This window comes from Citrobacter sp. MGH103 (genome assembly GCF_001034475.2).
Classification (GTDB): domain Bacteria; phylum Pseudomonadota; class Gammaproteobacteria; order Enterobacterales; family Enterobacteriaceae; genus Citrobacter; species Citrobacter freundii.
Genome location: NZ_CP073043.1, coordinates 1,361,382 through 1,379,235, shown reverse-complemented (window position 1 = coordinate 1,379,235; position 17,854 = coordinate 1,361,382). Strand labels below are relative to the sequence as shown.

The window sequence follows — 17,854 nt, the reverse complement described above, 5'->3', positions numbered from 1 at the left end:
TTTTACATGCGGCGAAGATTTATTTAACCATTTGATAACCTGGCAGTAGTTTTGTCTAGTACCAACAGGGGGACTTTAAGATGAAAACTCGACAATTGTCTACTTTCTTAGATTTAAACTTGGTAAAAAACGAATAGTGATTGACATTGCGCGGGCTGAGGTTGACGTTGGAATAACGAAAAAAAACCCGCGACAAGCGCGGGTTTTCATCTGTATCAGCAACGATTACTTGCTTTTTTTAATGTGTTTAATCAAACGCTTACGTTTACGCATCTGAGTCGGAGTCAGCGTATTGCGTTTGTTTGCAAACGGGTTTTCCCCTTCTTTGAACTGAATACGGATCGGCGTCCCCATTACGTCCAGAGATTTGCGGAAATAGTTCATCAGATAACGCTTGTAGGAATCCGGCAGGTCTTTGACCTGGTTACCGTGAATCACCACGATTGGCGGGTTATAACCGCCCGCGTGGGCGTATTTCAGCTTCACACGACGACCACGCACCAGTGGCGGCTGATGATCTTCTACTGCCATGGTCATGATGCGCGTCAGCATCGCGGTGCTCACGCGACGGGTGGAGCTGTCATAAGCTTCACGGACCGATTCAAACAGATTACCCACACCGCTGCCGTGCAGCGCAGAGATAAAGTGTACGCGTGCAAAATCAATAAAGCCCAGACGGAAGTCCAGCGTCTCTTTGACCTGCTCTTTTACTTCCTGCGTCAGACCATCCCACTTGTTCACAACGATAACAAGTGAGCGCCCACTGTTGAGGATAAAGCCCAGCAGCGACAGGTCCTGATCGGAAATCCCTTCGCGTGCGTCAATCACCAACATCACCACGTTGGCATCTTCAATCGCCTGCAGCGTTTTGATAACTGAGAATTTTTCTACCGCTTCGGTAATTTTGCCGCGCTTACGCACGCCCGCGGTATCGATAAGCACATATTCGCGCTCATCGCGCTGCATCGGAATATAAATACTGTCACGCGTGGTCCCCGGCATGTCGTAAACCACCACACGATCTTCGCCAAGAATACGGTTAGTAAGTGTGGACTTACCTACGTTCGGGCGACCCACGATCGCCAGTTTGATCGGCAAATCCTGCGGATTGAAATCATCTTCAGGCTCTTCTTCGCCATTTTCTTTGGCTTCCAGCTGCGCCCAGTATTCCGCGTCTTCGTCCACTTCTTCCTGCGGAGCAACGTCATCCATCCACGGCAGCAGTACATGCTCCAGCAGGCTGAGAACGCCACGACCATGGGACGCCGCAATCGGATAAATTTCACCCAGACCCAGAGAGTAGAAATCAACAACCGCCTGGTCAGGATCGAGTCCGTCAGTTTTGTTGGCTACCAGGAACGTCGGTTTCTGGCGCGAGCGCAGATGTTTCGCAATAGCTGCATCCGCTGGCATCAGGCCAGCACGCGCGTCCACCATGAACAGCACAACGTCCGCTTCTTCGATAGCCAACAGCGACTGTTCCGCCATACGAGTTTCAACACCGTCTTCGGTGCCATCAATACCGCCGGTATCAATACAGATAAACTCGCGGCCTTCAATTTCCGCACGACCGTACTTACGGTCACGAGTCAGACCCGGGAAATCCGCAACCAGCGCATCTCGGGTGCGAGTTAGACGGTTAAATAACGTGGATTTGCCAACGTTAGGGCGCCCGACAAGCGCGACCACAGGTACCATGTTTAAAGCCTCATTTAAAAAATCATCAGACAACGGGCACATTTTTGCTCCGTTGTTAAAAACAGTAAAACGGCCCCTGCACCAGGAGCCGTTTTTCAAAGCGAGCGGCCGCGACGATTAACGCGTAATAGAGTACAGCGTACCGTCTTTCGCCTGGATCAGCAGTTTACCATCAGCAGAGACCGGCTCGGTCAGGAAACCTGAGCTGTCAACTTTCTGCTGGGCAACAAAACGGCCATCGTCAACGTTAATCCAGTGCAGGTAGCCTTCGCTATCACCGACGACCAGATTGCCGTTATACAATACCGGGGACGTCAGCAGACGGTGCAGCAGATCGCTTTGCGTCCACAGCGTCACGCCGCCATCGGTGGTCAGTGCCAGCACGCGGTCGTTCTGATCAACCAGGTAGATACGGTTACCGTCGACGATGAAATCATTCACCGAGCCCAGTTCGCGTTTCCACATGATCTGACCGCTGCGCAGATCCAACGCCGTCAGGTTACCATTATAAGCCAGCGCGTAAACAACGCCATTGACGATAACCGGCGTGGTATCAACGTCGCTCAGACGATCGATTTCCGTTGGGCCTGTCGCCTGAGAGATACGCTGCTGCCAAATCATCTGGCCCTGCTGCATAAGCACGGCGCTTACGCGACCGTTATCACCGCCAACAATAGCTGCGCCAAAGGCGGTTGCCGGAGCGGATTCGCCACGCAGAGACAGAGAAGGCATGTCGAGGTTAACGGTCCATTTGATGGCGCCGTCGGCTTCATTTAAGGCCTGCAACTGACCGTTGCTGGTGTGGATCAATACCACGCCATCGCTCACAACAGGACGAGACAGCGCTTCACCAGCGACTTTCGTCTGCCATGCGGTAGTACCGTCACTGGTGTTCAGCGCATAAACCTGTGCTTTTTCACTGCCGATATAAACATGACCGCCGGACACGGTTACACCGCCAGAAAGCTGTGCAGATGCACGGGAGAACCAGCCATCTTTCTCACCCAGATTCACAGACCAGACTTCTTTGCCGTCGCCTGTGTTCAACGCTTTAACTACACCAGCGCGAGAGGCAGCATAGACAACATTATCCGCCAACGCAGGATGAAGATTGGAATAGAAATCACCAATACCGTTTCCTACAGAGGTGCTCCATTCCGTAGACGGAGTAAACTGGTTTTCAACCACCGGTAATGGGGACATCTTAACGACATCTTCTTCGCCACTAAACAGTGAACAGCCGCTCAATAGGGTAACGGAAAGCAGCCCTGGCAGAAGTAATTTACGCAATTGCATCGGGTCCCTCTCAGATGGACAAATTATTGATTTTCATCTGCATCATTTCGCTCAGAGCAGGAGAGGCATCGCTTTTCACACCCGCTTCCCATGCGCTACGCGCACCTTGTTTGTCGCCTTTACTCAGCAACGCTTCACCACGCAGATCGGCAACAATGGCCGCCCACCCTTCACCTTTAATGGTTTCGAGTGTTTTCAGCGCGGTATCAGCCTGTTTAAGCTGAACCTGAACACGAGCCAGACGCAGGTTTATCACTGCTTTGAGATTTTCATCGCTGGTCGCAGCCAAGCCTTGTTGCAGCTGGCTTGCGGCTTTCTCAAGTTCATTTTGGTCAACAAACTGCTGCGCCAGTTCCAGTGAAGCCAGCGCGCCATAGGTATTTTTATTCTCTGCAGCAAATTTCTCAGCGGCAGGAATGCTGTCCGGTTTACCCGCGCTAACCGCAGTCACCGTATTTTGATACGCCAGAGAAGCAGAGCGTGCGGACTCCGTCTGATGGCTGGTCCAGTAACGCCAACCAACCAGCGCGCCAACCCCTAAAATGATCCCAACAGCCAGCGCCTTGCCGTTTTCAGCAAAGAAGCGTTTTACCGCATCAACCTGGTCGTGTTCGTTCTCGTAAATTTCCACGCTGTCCTTCTCCTTAGCCCAGTAAAGTGCGCAAATGCGCGGCAACGCTATCCTGCGCTACTGCCGTTTGCTCACCAGAGCGCAAATCCTTCACTACAACAGTACCGTCAGCCACTTCGGACTCGCCCAGTACCAGTGCAACGCGGGCGCCCCACTTATCGGCACGGGCAAACTGTTTCTTAAAGTTGCCGCCACCGTGGTTTGTCATCAGTTTCACACCAGGAACTTCATCGCGCAGACGTTCTGCAAGCGTCATTGCTGCCGACTGCGTGTCCGCCCCTGAAGCGACCAGGTATATATCGACAACAGGATCTGCGTTAAATTCCGGATTAACTGCCTGAACTAACAAAACAAGTCGTTCCAGACCCATAGCAAAGCCCACGGCAGGCGTTGCACGACCGCCAAGTTGCTCTACCAGACCGTCGTAACGACCACCGGCACACACGGTACCCTGAGAGCCCAGGCTGCTGGTGACCCACTCAAATACGGTGCGGTTGTAGTAATCAAGACCACGAACCAGACGCTGATTGACGGTGTAGGCAATGCCTGCGGACTCCAGCAGTTTGCACAAACCCGCGAAGTGCTCGCGCGAGTCGTCATCCAGATAGTCGCCCAGTGCAGGCGCGTCGTTGAGCAGCGCCTGTACTTCCGGGTTTTTGGAGTCGAGAACGCGCAGCGGGTTGGTGTACATACGGCGCTTGCAGTCTTCGTCCAGTTTCTCTTTGTGCAGTTCCAGGTAGGCAACCAGCGCATCACGGTAGTTAGCGCGGGCTTCAAGCGAACCGATTGAGTTCAGCTCCAGGCTGACATGCTGAGAAATACCCAGCGCGCGCCACCAGCGAGCGGTCAGCATAATCAGTTCCGCATCGATGTCCGGGCCTTGCAGGCCAAACACTTCGACACCCAGCTGATGGAATTGACGATAGCGTCCTTTCTGCGGACGTTCGTGGCGGAACATCGGCCCGATATACCACAGACGCTGTTCCTGATTGTACAGGAGACCATGTTCGATGCCGGCGCGTACGCAGCCCGCAGTCCCTTCAGGACGCAACGTCAGGCTGTCGCCATTACGGTCCTCAAAGGTATACATCTCTTTTTCAACCACGTCGGTGACTTCACCGATCGCGCGTTTGAATAACGGGGTCTGCTCTACAATCGGCAAGCGGATTTCACTGTAACCGTAGCTGCCGAGCACGTTTTTAAGAGTGCCTTCAATGCGCTGCCAGATGGCGGTTTCGCCAGGCAGATAATCGTTCATGCCGCGAATGGCTTGAATGTTTTTTGCCACGTTTATTCTCTTTATGAATATAAAAATGAACCCTCAGCGCTAACCCGAACAATGCGGGCGCCATGCGGGTTCAATCATACACGGGAAGCATGCCGCTTCCCATCACGTTGTTATTTTTCAAGCTGCTGCACGTCGATACGACGCGCTTCGTCCAGAATACTTGCTTTGGCACGAATGCGGGCTTCAAGCTGCGTAATCATGTCGTCGTTATCGAGTCTGTCCTTACGCACGCCGTCTTCATACAGGCCGCTTTTCTTGTTACCGCCCGTCACGCCCAGCGTAGAAACCAGCGCTTCACCAGGGCCGTTTACTACGCAGCCGATGATCGAAACGTCCATTGGCGTAATGATATCCTCCAGGCGTTGCTCCAGCGCGTTAACCGTACCGATAACGTCAAACTCCTGACGCGAACAGGTTGGGCAAGCGATGAAGTTGATCCCGCGCGCGCGAATGCGCAACGATTTCAGGATATCGAAACCAACTTTGATCTCTTCCACCGGATCGGCCGCCAGAGAAACACGCAGCGTATCGCCGATCCCTTCAGATAACAGCAGGCCAAGGCCGATCGCGGACTTCACCGAACCACTACGCAGGCCACCAGCTTCGGTGATCCCCAGATGCAGCGGTTGATCGATCTGTTTCGCCAGCAGGCGATAGGATTCTACGGCGAGGAAAACGTCAGACGCTTTAACACTAACTTTGAATTGATCGAAGTTCAGACGATCGAGGTGATCCACGTGGCGCATAGCGGATTCCAGCAGCGCCTGAGGCGTCGGTTCACCGTATTTTTCCTGCAGATCTTTTTCCAGCGATCCGGCGTTGACGCCGATACGGATAGGAATATTTTTATCACGAGCGCAATCCACCACCATGCGAATACGCTCTTCACTGCCGATATTACCTGGGTTAATACGCAGGCAATCAACGCCGTATTCCGCCACCTTCAGTGCGATACGATAGTCGAAGTGTATATCGGCAACCAGCGGGACGTTAACCTGCTGTTTGATAAGCTTGAAGGCTTCTGCGGCATCCATTGTCGGTACAGAGACACGAACAATGTCTGCGCCTACGCGTTCCAGCGCTTTAATCTGATTAACCGTCGCTTCCACGTCCGTGGTACGCGTATTAGTCATAGACTGTACGGCGATGGGCGCACCATCGCCGATCGGCACGTTCCCAACGTAAATGCGTGTCGATTTTCTACGTTGAATTGGAGCCTGGTTATGCATTAAAAAATCTCCCGCATTGCCGTCTGTTACTGAGCCGGTGATTGTTCGGCATTAACGGTCAGACGCGCAACCTGGTTAGTTCTGATAAAACGACTCAGATCGACAGGTTTACCCTGGAACTGAATCTGCACTGCCGCCGGAGCACCAATCTTCAGTTTGTACGGTGCCTGACCGGTCAAATTCAGATTGCCATCTTTACGCTGCATCCCGCTGAACAGTTTTTTACCGGTCGCATCGGTGACTTCCAGCCAGCAATCGGCGGTAAAGTTCATCACCAGCGCGTTAGGATCGGCTGCAGGTGTAGTCACACCTGCCTGATCGGTCGGCAACGGTGCCGCGGTAGCTGGCGCTGCGGTTGCAGTATCGACGTTAGCCTGAGAAGGGGCAACGACGGCGTTTTGTTGCGCATCAGCAGCCGGGGCCTGAGCCGCTGCGGTATCTTGTTGCACTGGCGCTGAATCCGTTACCGCGCCATTTTCAGCAGCCGACGTGGTATCCGGGCTTGCTGCAGCGCTGGTATCTAACGGTACATTCTGCGCCCCCTCTTTACCGGCATTCAACTCAGCGGAGGATTGATCGGCCATGGTGGTGATCTCTTCCTGCTGCGCTTTATGGTTCTGCCACCACCAGGCACCAGTCAGTCCGACAACGACAAACAGTACCAGCCAGGTAAAGGTCATTAACCAGCCGTCGCGTTTCTTACGACGCTTACCGAGCGAGAAGCTCTGCATCGGTGCGACTTTGGCAGGACGAATCGGAGCCTGTTTTTCCAGCCCTGGCAACAGTTCTTCTTCAGGAATATGCACCAGACGCGCATAAGAACGGATATACCCGCGCAGGAATGTTGAAGCGAGATCGACTGGCGCCTTATCTTCTTCAATATCGCGTACCGTGGAGACCTTCAGGCAAAGTCGCTCCGCGACTGCCTGCTGGCTGAATCCGAGTTGTTCACGGGCATTGCGCAGACGAATGCCGGTGGATAGTGTTTCATTTTTGTCGTGCGTGGCTTCAGTATTCATTCGCTACAGCTGCGTAATATTTGGGTTCTGATGCCGGCGAGCCACAATGCTCACCCACACCGCGAAACATCTGGTCAGTTAACCTTCGTCAGACAGTATAAAACGGTCAGACTATCAATGACAAAACGGCGTAAACCTGAGGGCTAAACACTTGTTACGCCGTTACATACTGCCTTAAAGTCGACAAAAACGCACCGTTATTATTGACCTGACGACGACAACAAAAAACCTCATATGGCTTACGTTGCACTACGGTACAGGAATTATACCGTAGTGCGCCAACATCAAACGGTCTTAATGTCGATAGCGTCGCCCTGCATACGCTTACGCAAAGTACGCTTGGTACGGTCGATAACGTCGCCCGCCAACTGACCACAGGCTGCATCGATGTCATCGCCACGTGTTTTACGCACAATGGTGGTGAAACCATAGCTCATCAACACTTTGGAGAAACGATCGATACGGCTGTTAGAACTACGGCCATACGGCGCGCCCGGGAACGGGTTCCACGGGATCAGGTTGATCTTACACGGCGTATCTTTCAGCAGTTCTGCCAGCTGATGCGCGTGTTCAGTGCCATCATTGATGTGATCTAACATCACATACTCAATGGTCACACGGCCCTGGTTAGCGTTGGATTTCTCCAGATAACGACGAACCGCGCCAAGGAATGTTTCGATATTGTACTTTTTGTTGATCGGTACAATTTCGTCACGAATTTCATCGTTCGGCGCATGCAGAGAAATCGCCAGCGCGACGTCAATCATATCACCCAGCTTATCCAGCGCAGGGACAACGCCCGAGGTGGAGAGCGTGACGCGACGCTTGGACAACCCAAAACCGAAGTCATCCAGCATGATTTCCATCGCCGGCACTACGTTGGTCAGGTTGAGCAGCGGCTCACCCATCCCCATCATCACCACGTTGGTGATAGGACGCACGCCCGTTGCTTTGACCGCGCCGACGATTTTCGCCGCGCGCCAGACCTGACCAATGATCTCCGATACCCGCAGGTTACGGTTAAAGCCCTGTTGCGCCGTAGAGCAGAATTTACACTCTAATGCGCAACCGACCTGTGAAGAAACACACAGGGTCGCACGATCGTCTTCCGGGATATACACCGTTTCAACGCGCTGATCGCCAACCGCGATAGCCCATTTGATCGTACCGTCAGAAGAACGCTGCTCTTCCACCACTTCCGGGGCGCGAATTTCAGCCACTTCTTTCAGCTTGTTACGCAGCACCTTATTGATGTCAGTCATGTCATCAAAGTTGTCGCTGCAATAGTGGTACATCCACTTCATGACCTGATCGGCACGAAACGGTTTTTCGCCCATCTCTTTGAAGAATTCGCGCATTTGCTGACGGTTCAGATCCAGCAGGTTAATTTTTCCATTTTTATTTGGAACCGCAGGAATGACGACTTCAGAGGTGTTAACTAATTCAGACATAATTTTTTCCGGCCTCGTTGTTACACGTTGTGGCCCGTGGAGGGTTAAAAAGAAACGCCCCGGCAAGCGATCTGCTCTTCCGGGGCGTTGCATTGTACAAAGTCTGGCGCAGGGATGCCACGTTTGCACGAAGCATTAGCGAAAATAATATGTAAATCGCTAATTCATCTCCAAAGGATTTCGCGTCGCAGGAAGGCGGCAAGTTCAAGCATCCCCGGGAGCATAGAAAACTATGTGACCGGGGTAAACGAATGCAGCCAACGCATCTGCGACGTGAAAGACGCGGGAGATTAGCGAGTGCGCGGGCAAACCTCACCTTCACCAAAGAAATAGGCGATTTCGCGCGCCGCTGACTCAACGGAGTCGGAACCGTGAGTACCGTTCTCGGTGAAGCTGTCAGCATAGTCTGCACGCAGAGTACCGGCCAGCGCATTCGCCGGGTTGGTTGCGCCCAGCAGATCGCGATGACGCTGTACGGCATTTTCGCTTTCCAGAACAGAAACAACGATCGGACCGGAGGTCATGAATTCAACCAGACCGTCAAAGAACGGTTTGCCATCGTGCTCAGCATAGAAACCACGCGCCTGCTCAACGGTCAGGTGCAGCATTTTAGTCCCGACGATTTTGAACCCTGCTGCTTCAAAGCGCGCAAAGATGCTCCCAATAACGTTTTTTGCCACCGCGTTTGGTTTGATGATGGAAAAAGTACGTTCAATAGCCATGATAACCTCTGTAATGTGTTCTGTTGTTGTCTATATAGATGTACGACCTGGCGCGGATTATAAAGAGCATCCCGGCAATTGACTATTGATGAAGGTAACATTTCTTTAAAATAAGATGAATTTTAGCAACAAACAGTCACCAACTGGTCTACTGCATCGAAAATCTCACCGTCGCTACCTGGCCTGCATCATCCATCACCAGCAGTTGATAATCCCCTTTAGTCGCCAGCAGTAGCGTAAGACGACGTCCGCGTTCATCCAGCCTTTCACCGTTAAGAAACCACCAGCGTTCACCGCTCCCACCGCTGGTTTGCACTGGCAATGAGGCTTGAGCAGAACCGGGTAAACGCTTCACAATCGCGCCATCACGAATGCCTGTCAACTGCAACGGCTGCGAAGCGTCTTGTCCCAGCGGCGGACATGTGGCAGAAACTGGCGGTAATCTCGCCCCACGACGTTCTGATTCCGGTAGCCATGGCTCCAGCGGCAACGGCCAAACGATTAACGTTTGCTCGTGCGCCTGCGGGCAATCCGCCGCCACACGTTTGCCTTCATCATCCAGCCAGACAGGAAAACGAATGCCATTAACCCCTTCCTGCTCGGGCAATAATAACGTTGGCGGCTGACTGCCATCCAGTAACCAGGTTGCCAGACGGCGACGGCAGTTGCTGTCACCGGGGGCTAGAGATTGCCCGCCCGGCCAGCACACCACACCGCGACTCACGGATTCAGGGCGTGGATCTTCCGGCTGATTTGTCCCGCGAGAGAGCAAAAGATTGTTGACCTGATTGAGCAACGGCACGGCACTGGCGAAACCAAACTGACCCACCACCGGCGTACCGTCGGGCCTGCCGGTCCAGATACCGATCACATAACGCGCATTAACGCCAATCGCCCAGGCATCGCGATAGCCATAGCTGGTGCCCGTTTTCCACGCCAGAGGAACCACTCTGCTCAGCGCGTTATCCGGCAGCGGTTGCGCTTCGTCAGCCATAATGCGGCGAATAATCCACGCCGCGCCCGCCGACATCAACGGACGTTCCAGTAGTGGGTCACCCGGCTGCAGACGCAGTTTTCCCGCTTTTCCCTGGCGGGCAAAGGCGCTGTACGCTGCGGCCATATCTTCCAGCCTTGCCCCCGCGCCACCTAAAATCAGCGACAGATTCGGCGCAGCTCCTGCGGGCAGATACAGCGGTAAGCCGACGTTACGTAACGATGCGGCAAAACGCTTCGGGCCATAGGCTTCGAGTACCTGCACGGCGGGTAAATTCAGCGAGCGCACCAGCGCTTCGCTCATGCTCACCGGGCCATGAAAACCGCTGTCAAAATTCCCCGGTCGATAGTCCCCGGTTCGCCGCGGGACATCCTGCAATAACGAAGCGGGATGAATGAGTCCGTCATCCAGCGCCAGGCCATAAACAAACGGCTTCAGCACCGAGCCAGGCGAACGGATCGCATTCACCATATCCACATGACCAAAACGGGAGTCGTCATTCATATCTACCGACCCCACCCAGCCACGCACGCTCATATCGGTGTGATCGACCACGATCATCGCCAGCGAACTGCGCGCAGGTAAGCGCCCCTTCCAGTTTTGCGCCAGCTCTTCCAGTTGACGCTGCAATCCGGCATCAAGGGTAGTCACGATTTTATCGCTTCGGCTTTTTCCCAGCATCATGCGCGAGAATAACGGTGCTAACTGCGGCATTTGCCGGGGCGCCAGCCAGACCGGTTCTTCACGCGACTCCTGTACCTGTCTGGCAGGCCAAATGCCCTGGGTCGCCATACGTTCGAGCACTTTATTACGCGCCGCTTCAGCACGGTCCGGCCAGCGATCCGGACGCAGACGGCTCGGTGCCTGTGGCAAAACAGCCAGCAGCGCGGCATCGGAGTAACTCAATTGCGCGGGTGATTTACCAAGATAAGCCCAGCTTGCCGCCCCCACGCCCTGCAGCGTACCGCCAAACGGCGCGCGGTTGAGATACAGTGTCAGTATGTCGCGTTTGGAGAGATGCCATTCCAGCTGCAATGCGCGCCAGAGTTGGCGAAACTTGCCGCCAAAGGTTCGCGGATGGGGATCGAGTAATCGTGCGACCTGCATGGTGAGCGTACTACCGCCAGAAACCACACGCCCAGAGGAGAGGTCTTGCCATGCCGCGCGCAGTACTGAAAACGGATTGACGCCGGGATGCTTCCAGAACCAACGGTCTTCGTAGTTAATTAACGCCTCAAGGTAGCGGGGCGACACCTCATCAATCGTTACCGGATACCGCCAGATACCATCCGCATCGGCGAAGCGCCACAGCGGCGTACCATCATGAGCCACCACGACCCGCGCCGGATCGACTTCGTGCAGCGGCAGCGGCCAGATTTTATCTGCCGCCCAAACCGCCGCCACAAACAATAGTGCAACGGCTGCCAGCCAGAGCCAGCAGCCGCGTTTACCCAACCCGCGTATCATTTACGGTCTGACAATCAAAAGTCCCTCTGTCGCACCGGTCGCGCGCCACTGCGGAATATACATTGATTCCACCTGCGGGACAGGAACCCGGTAGGTCCCCGGCGTTACAGCCCGCGCCAGATACACCAGCGTAACTGGCTGTCCTTCGTTGACCGCCACCGCGGCGACAAAGCGATCGTCACGGAACTCAACGTGCTGGATATCTGCCTGCTGCATCTGATTGAGCAGATTCGCCACTTCGCTGCCGCTATCCTGCAGGCTGGCGCTGCCGTTGGCCAGATTCTGGTTTTCCAGTTCCAGTCCTGCTGGCAGTAAATCGACCACCAGCGCATCCGGCACGTTCTGGCTGGCTTTTACCTCCAGCCAGACCAGCACCAGTTCGCCGCTACGCAGCGAATCCAGCGATTTGCTATTTCCGTCAGTTCCCAGGATTTGCCGCTCAATATGCAGAACGTTGCTGGCAGGCGTCGGTGCGGTTTGTGGATAACCACTCACATCCAGACGCAACCACAGCGGTAGATTACCGGTATTGGTGACGCTCAGCGTAGACAGCGCATCGGCATCCAGATTGCGGGTTAGCGATTTATCCCCTGCTAATGGTTGTTCCGAGAGTGACGTTTGCGCCTGCCACGTACCAGGCAAATCCTGTAACGTACGCGCGGCAAGGAACAACGCATTATTTTCCTGAGTCGAGAGCCAGCGCTGTCCAAAGGCCTGTTCTGACAACGTGTTCAGCAGCGTATTCTGCACGTCAGGTTTGATCTTGTTCTCTTCGAGCAAGGCCAGCATCAACGCGTTATCCCGTAAGGCACTGCCGTAATCCGCCATCCACTGTTGCGTATCGCGGCGCGGTGTATTCAGGGCCAGCGTCAACGCCTGTTCACTGCGATTGGCATCGCCCATATTTTTCAGCGCGATCCCCAGTTGTAACAGCGGTAAACCAGAGGCTGCTTGCGCACGACGCTCCCAGATCTCACGCAATGCGCCGAGCGGAGCTTTTTGCTGATGCGCCAGAACCAACGCGGCGTAGGCTTGTACGGCAAACCGGCTTGCTGAAGAGTCGTCGGTATAGCGAATCGACATCATGCCCGGATCCTGCAAATAGCGCAGTAGCCGCTCGTTGCCCCGGTTAATTACCTCTACCGGGACACTGTAGCCCTGTTCATTTGCCCGGACGAGGAAATCCATGACATACGCGGTCAGCCAGTACTCTTCCGACCCGTTTTTATCCCACAGCGCAAAACCGCCGTTATCACGCTGCATCTGCACTAAACGGGAAATCCCAATATCAACTGCCGCGCGACGTTTTTCATCGCTGTCGCCCACAATACCTAACGCCTTCAATTGCGCAGCGTTGGTGTATAAGGATGGGAACAACCCGCTCGCCGTTTGCTCCAGACAACCGTAAGGGTACGCTTTCAGTTCGCGGATATAGCGCGCCAGATTTAGCGGCGGCTTACCGCTGAACAGCAGTTGCCCCTGCATCGTCACAGGGGAGAAATTGGTCAGTTCTTCGCCCGAAAGCTGCCAGGTCGCGCCCGGCTGAAGTGCGACACCGTTATTAACGGTTTGCGCCGGGAACGCCGGACGCACGCCAATCTTCCACTGTTTATGCTGAACAGGCAGCGTTTCACCCGGTAAAGTCAGACCGCTAATTTCTGCCTGAATTTCGCCATCGCCAAACCCTTCCCGCGCGCGCACCGGAATAAACAGCATAGTCCTTACGCCTGGCGCCAGATTTACCGGCGCGGGATCTTGCCCCATCAGCTCCAGTAAACCATTGGCCGCGAGCTTAATATTCAGCGTTTGCGGTTTGTCAGTCAGGTTAGTCACGTCCAGCGTCAGGCGCGAGGTATCGCCTCCCGCCAGAAAACGCGGCATATTCAGTTCAGCAATTACTGGCGCGGCAACAATCACCTTGCTTTCGCTGCTGCCAAAGTCATCCGTCGTCCAGGCCTGCGCCATTACCCGCAGCTCGCCGTTGAAATCACCAATAGGTAACGTCACCGTACCTTCGCCCTGCTCGTTAAGCGTGACCGGCAGCGCCTGTTGCGCCACGATATTGACGTGATTAACCGGTGGCTTACCGCCGCGTTTTAATTCATCGCCATCACCACCAAAGCGCAGCGCCGCCAGGCGTCCTTGCCCTTCGATCACCTGGCCGTAAATATCATAAATATCTGCGCCATAGCGTTTTTGCCCGAAAAACGCCTGCCACGGATCCGGCGTGGCGTAATCGGTAATGTTCAGCACCCCGCTATCAACGGCAGAGACCAGCACGTTAACCTGTTTTGGTACGTCGCCATTTTTGACGCTGGCTTTAATCTTGACGGTCAACGGCTGGTTTGGACGTATTTTCGCCGGGTTTTCCAGCGCCAGCGCCAGACGACGGTTTTCGTCACCTAACGGCAAATGCAGTAAACCGACCGCCCGTTTTGGCGTTGCCGAACGGGACTTGTCGCCAGGACGAACCACCAGCGCACTAAGATACAAATCGTGGCGATTCCAGGTTTTATCGATTGGGATGGAGATATCAAGACCATCCGCCGGTACGTCTATTTCTTGCCACCACAGCGGGCCTTCGCTGGATTCCACCATCGCATAACCTTTGCCAGCAGCGGGAGCGGCAACGTGCAGCTTCATGGTATCACCGGGACGATAGCTGGGTTTGTCCAGTTTCAGCGTCACGCGATCGGGACGCACAGCCCCACTGCCGTCGCTGTTATCCTGCCAGCTATAACCGGCCCAGAAGCGTACGCTGCTCACCGCATCATTCGGAGCTTTCACTTCCAGACGATAGGCGCCCCACTCAACCGGGAAGCTGACTTTACCGGTTTCATCGGCCTTAAGATCCAGAGTCTGCTCACCTTCAACCAGATCCTTTTGATCGAACTGTGATTGCCAGCCCTCGCCTTCAGACCAGTTCCAGTAATAATCTCGTCGCTCGCGGATCAAACGCACCTGCAAACCCGACACCGCTTTTTTCTCTCCTTGCGCATCGGCATACACAATGTCGAAAGCGGCGTTGCTGTTTTCATCAACGATAGGCTGATTCACGGTGGTATCGGTGCGGTAGTCATAGACAGCTTTTGCCGCAAACTGCGGACGAATACCCGGCAGCGTATCCGCAGGCCAGATGGCTTGCTCAACCCGACGCGTCACCGGGCGGCCACCTGATTCCAGCAGGCTGGCTTGCAGGATCACCTGTAACGGAGAATGCGTCTCCTGCCATTGGCTGTTGGTGGTCACTTCGCCGCGTCCGTGGTCATCCAGCGTAAGCTGAACTTCATCGAGGCTGCGGGACAGGTTTTCTTCGGCGATATTCCCAAACTGGAAGCCCGGCAATGCCTGAACGGCATCTCGTAATGGACGCAGATAAAGCTGCCCTTGCAGAGCATTACCGCTAGCGGGCGCGCCGTACAGGTAGTAGCCCACCACCGAGAACTTCACTTCATCAGTTGGTGCCACCGGGATCTTATTGGCGGAGAGATTGAGCGCCATCCGCTCAGGCATAAAATCTTCGACGTGGAAATCCCACATCCGTGACTGGTTGTCGCCCGTATTAGCACGAATATGCCACATACCCGTTGGCGCGTTGGTGTCCAGCGGCCAGCTAAAGCGGTACAGACCGTTATCCGGCTGGCTAACTACCGAGCGTAAAACCTGTCCGTCGGGCTTCACGACCTCCAGCTTCACCGGCTGGTCGGGCAACGTTTTGCCATCGCTGTCACGCAGTAATCCGTTGAGGATCACCGTTTCGCCAGGACGATAGAGATCGCGTGGGCCGAACATAAAGAACTGCTTGCTGTATCCCGGCGCACCGGCAATATCAAATTCAGCCAGATCCAACGCCGGGAGCTTCAGATCCAGCAGCGTGGTTTGCCCGTCTTTGCGTGCCAGCAATAAAGCCGCGTCTTTATCAGTCTCCAGTTTGACATGACCCTGAGCGTCGCTGGTAGCCTGCGCCAACGTCTGTCCTTTTTCATTGAGTAACGTGACCTCAATCCCCTGCTGCGCGGCGCCGTTTTCCAGACTCTGCGTAAAGACATCCAGTTGATTATGGTAACGGTGTACAGACACACCAATATCGCTGAGCGTGAACAGCGTAGCGGCATTACTGTAGTTGTATTGTCCAGCCTGATTCATCACCGCGATGTAAACACCAGCTTGCTGCAACGGCTTGATATCGCTCAGCGGCAACAGCAGCTTCTCACGGGTGTTGCGCGCAGGATTGAGGTCAAAGCGTCCGGTATACACCAGTTCCGCCATTTTCAGCAGATTGTCAGATTCCCAGTTAGTCAACGAATTGCGGTATTCCCACTGGCTGACGAACGCACCGAGTGACTCAGGCTTCACGCGAAAGAAGTTCACATCTACGCTATTAACGTTAAGGGCCATCACCGGCAGCCCTTCAATCACTTTTCCCGGCAGCAGCGAGCCGCGACTGGCAAACCCTACGCTTGGCTGGACGTCGCGAGTGGTAATGTTTTTTTCATAATCAATAGCGAACGTCGCTTTATTCAGCGCCAGCAAATCACGCTCAATGGTAACGACCAGTTCCCGGTTAGGTTCCAGATGGCGTAAGCGTAGCTCTTTTAGATTTGGCGCCAGCTCCCAGGCACCATCCACTTTGCCGCTTTTTTTATCAACAACGTGCACGACGCGGGAAAAATCTTGTTCCGGATCGAGGGGAATGGAGAAGGTCAACACGAGCGTTGCCGCACCGTCGAGCTGGGCCTCTGAGGCATCCAGCAGCGTCAGCGACTTGCCCTGGCTTTGCTGCATCAGTTTTTGTAATTGAGCCTTATCTTTTGCTGGCGCTGTCTGTGGCGCAGGCGCATCAGGCTTCGCAGCCGTCGGTGATTTTTCGTTATTATTATCGCACCCGACCAGTGCCAGCATCAGCATGCAGGCCGCTACGCGTAAATGTTTCATTTTTCATCCCTGGCCGTAGTGGCCCGTTAGCTACGTAGAACAACTATTATGCGTCAGATTTCCGGCGGTGGAAGTCAGTAACTGAACAACGTTGTCTTAATTTTAGTGATTAATGTGGATTCACCTGACAAATCAGCCTGTTTTACTTGTCGCTTTACGGTAAACATCCGACAATTTGCCAAAACCTGGTAAAAATGGAGATGCCTATGACCACCGCCTTCTTTGTCGCTGCCGACTGGCTTGCCGAACACATTGACGACCCGGAAATACAAATTCTTGATGCCCGAATGGCACCTCCAGGACAGGAAGATCGCGACGTTGGCGAGGAGTATCGTGCGGGCCATATTCCTGGCGCAGTCTTTTTTGATATTGAAGCGCTTTCCGATCATACCTCACCGCTACCGCATATGATGCCGCGCCCGGAAGCTTTTGCCGTTGCGATGCGCGAACTGGGCGTTGATCAAGATAAGCATCTGGTTATCTACGATGACGGTAATCTGTTTTCCGCGCCACGCGCATGGTGGATGCTGCGGACATTTGGCGTCGAAAATGTCTCCATTCTGGCGGGCGGTCTGGCAGGCTGGAAGCGCGATGATCTAATGCTCAAGGAAGGCGATGAGGATTTACCTGAAGGTGAATTTAACGTGGCCTTTACGCCTGGCGCTGTTGTGCGTGTTACCGATGTACTGCTGGCCAGTCATGAAAAAACCGCACAGATTGTCGATGCGCGACCGGCTGCGCGTTTTAACGCAGAAGTTGACGAACCTCGCCCGGGCCTGAAGCGTGGTCATGTGCCCGGTGCGCTTAATGTACCGTGGACAGAATTGGTTCGTGACGGCGAGCTGAAAACTACCGACGAACTGGATGCTATTTTCTTCAGCCACGGCGTGAGCTTTGACCGCCCGATTATCGCCAGCTGCGGCTCCGGCGTAACGGCTGCCGTGGTGGTGCTGGCACTTGCCACGCTGGGCGTTTCTAACGTCGCATTGTATGACGGCGCATGGAGCGAGTGGGGTGCTCGCAACGATTTACCGGTAGAACCATCTGAGGCTAAATAAAATCTGATTTATTCATCTTTTTCGTCCACAAAAAAACCGCTCAAATGAGCGGTTTTTTTGTGCTGG

At 54.2% G+C, this 17,854-nt stretch carries 11 protein-coding genes; 1 reads left to right on the top strand and 10 read right to left on the bottom strand.

Annotation, left to right across the window (positions count from 1 at the left end; translation table 11 throughout):
- Positions 1 to 225: 225 nt before the first annotated feature.
- The 10 genes from der to SK33_RS06480 form a co-directional block, all read right to left on the bottom strand.
- The gene (gene der, locus SK33_RS06525; protein WP_003037733.1) at positions 226 to 1,698 is read right to left on the bottom strand and encodes a ribosome biogenesis GTPase Der; all 1,473 of its coding nucleotides are present in this window, start codon (positions 1,696 to 1,698) and stop codon (positions 226 to 228) included.
- Between the two features lie 117 nt (positions 1,699 to 1,815).
- Positions 1,816 to 2,994: an outer membrane protein assembly factor BamB gene (gene bamB / locus SK33_RS06520; RefSeq protein ID WP_048218392.1), complete on the bottom strand. Its 1,179-nt coding sequence runs from the start codon at positions 2,992 to 2,994 to the stop codon at positions 1,816 to 1,818.
- 10 nt (positions 2,995 to 3,004) lie between these two features.
- Positions 3,005 to 3,625: a YfgM family protein gene (locus SK33_RS06515; protein WP_003037727.1), complete on the bottom strand. Its 621-nt coding sequence runs from the start codon at positions 3,623 to 3,625 to the stop codon at positions 3,005 to 3,007.
- Positions 3,626 to 3,638: 13 nt separating this feature from the next.
- On the bottom strand, positions 3,639 to 4,913 hold the full coding sequence (gene hisS / locus SK33_RS06510) for a histidine--tRNA ligase (protein WP_003835173.1): 1,275 nt from the start codon (positions 4,911 to 4,913) through the stop codon (positions 3,639 to 3,641).
- A 110-nt stretch (positions 4,914 to 5,023) separates the two neighbouring features.
- A complete protein-coding gene (ispG, locus tag SK33_RS06505) occupies positions 5,024 to 6,142 on the bottom strand; it encodes a flavodoxin-dependent (E)-4-hydroxy-3-methylbut-2-enyl-diphosphate synthase (protein WP_003037720.1) in 1,119 nt (372 codons plus the stop codon).
- A gap of 26 nt (positions 6,143 to 6,168) precedes the next feature.
- Complete coding sequence (gene rodZ, locus SK33_RS06500) at positions 6,169 to 7,161, bottom strand: cytoskeleton protein RodZ (RefSeq protein WP_048218393.1); 993 nt, start codon at positions 7,159 to 7,161, stop codon at positions 6,169 to 6,171.
- 284 nt (positions 7,162 to 7,445) lie between these two features.
- Positions 7,446 to 8,612, bottom strand: coding sequence for a bifunctional tRNA (adenosine(37)-C2)-methyltransferase TrmG/ribosomal RNA large subunit methyltransferase RlmN (locus SK33_RS06495; protein WP_003037713.1), 1,167 nt, complete (start codon positions 8,610 to 8,612; stop codon positions 7,446 to 7,448).
- 290 nt (positions 8,613 to 8,902) lie between these two features.
- Positions 8,903 to 9,334 (bottom strand): nucleoside-diphosphate kinase, encoded by a 432-nt coding sequence (gene ndk, locus SK33_RS06490; protein ID WP_003037710.1) that lies wholly within the window; start codon positions 9,332 to 9,334, stop codon positions 8,903 to 8,905.
- A 148-nt stretch (positions 9,335 to 9,482) separates the two neighbouring features.
- Positions 9,483 to 11,795, bottom strand: coding sequence for a peptidoglycan glycosyltransferase PbpC (gene pbpC, locus SK33_RS06485; protein WP_003037707.1), 2,313 nt, complete (start codon positions 11,793 to 11,795; stop codon positions 9,483 to 9,485).
- Positions 11,796 to 16,730: an alpha-2-macroglobulin family protein gene (locus SK33_RS06480; RefSeq protein ID WP_048218395.1), complete on the bottom strand. Its 4,935-nt coding sequence runs from the start codon at positions 16,728 to 16,730 to the stop codon at positions 11,796 to 11,798. It abuts the gene before it with no gap.
- 206 nt (positions 16,731 to 16,936) lie between these two features.
- Between SK33_RS06480 and sseA the strand changes: the two genes are divergently transcribed.
- Positions 16,937 to 17,788, top strand: coding sequence for a 3-mercaptopyruvate sulfurtransferase (sseA, locus tag SK33_RS06475; protein ID WP_003037701.1), 852 nt, complete (start codon positions 16,937 to 16,939; stop codon positions 17,786 to 17,788).
- Positions 17,789 to 17,854 lie beyond the last annotated feature (66 nt).

Bases quoted from the DNA above. Each gene is read 5' to 3' on its own strand.
- rodZ (WP_048218393.1), bottom strand. From the start codon at position 7,161: ATGAATACTGAAGCCACGCACGACAAAAATGAAACACTATCCACCGGC.
- sseA (WP_003037701.1), top strand. From the start codon at position 16,937: ATGACCACCGCCTTCTTTGTCGCTGCCGACTGGCTTGCCGAACACATT.
- der (WP_003037733.1), bottom strand. From the start codon at position 1,698: ATGGTACCTGTGGTCGCGCTTGTCGGGCGCCCTAACGTTGGCAAATCC.
- pbpC (WP_003037707.1), bottom strand. From the start codon at position 11,795: ATGATACGCGGGTTGGGTAAACGCGGCTGCTGGCTCTGGCTGGCAGCC.
- bamB (WP_048218392.1), bottom strand. From the start codon at position 2,994: ATGCAATTGCGTAAATTACTTCTGCCAGGGCTGCTTTCCGTTACCCTA.
- ispG (WP_003037720.1), bottom strand. From the start codon at position 6,142: ATGCATAACCAGGCTCCAATTCAACGTAGAAAATCGACACGCATTTAC.
- ndk (WP_003037710.1), bottom strand. From the start codon at position 9,334: ATGGCTATTGAACGTACTTTTTCCATCATCAAACCAAACGCGGTGGCA.
- SK33_RS06495 (WP_003037713.1), bottom strand. From the start codon at position 8,612: ATGTCTGAATTAGTTAACACCTCTGAAGTCGTCATTCCTGCGGTTCCA.
- SK33_RS06480 (WP_048218395.1), bottom strand. From the start codon at position 16,730: ATGAAACATTTACGCGTAGCGGCCTGCATGCTGATGCTGGCACTGGTC.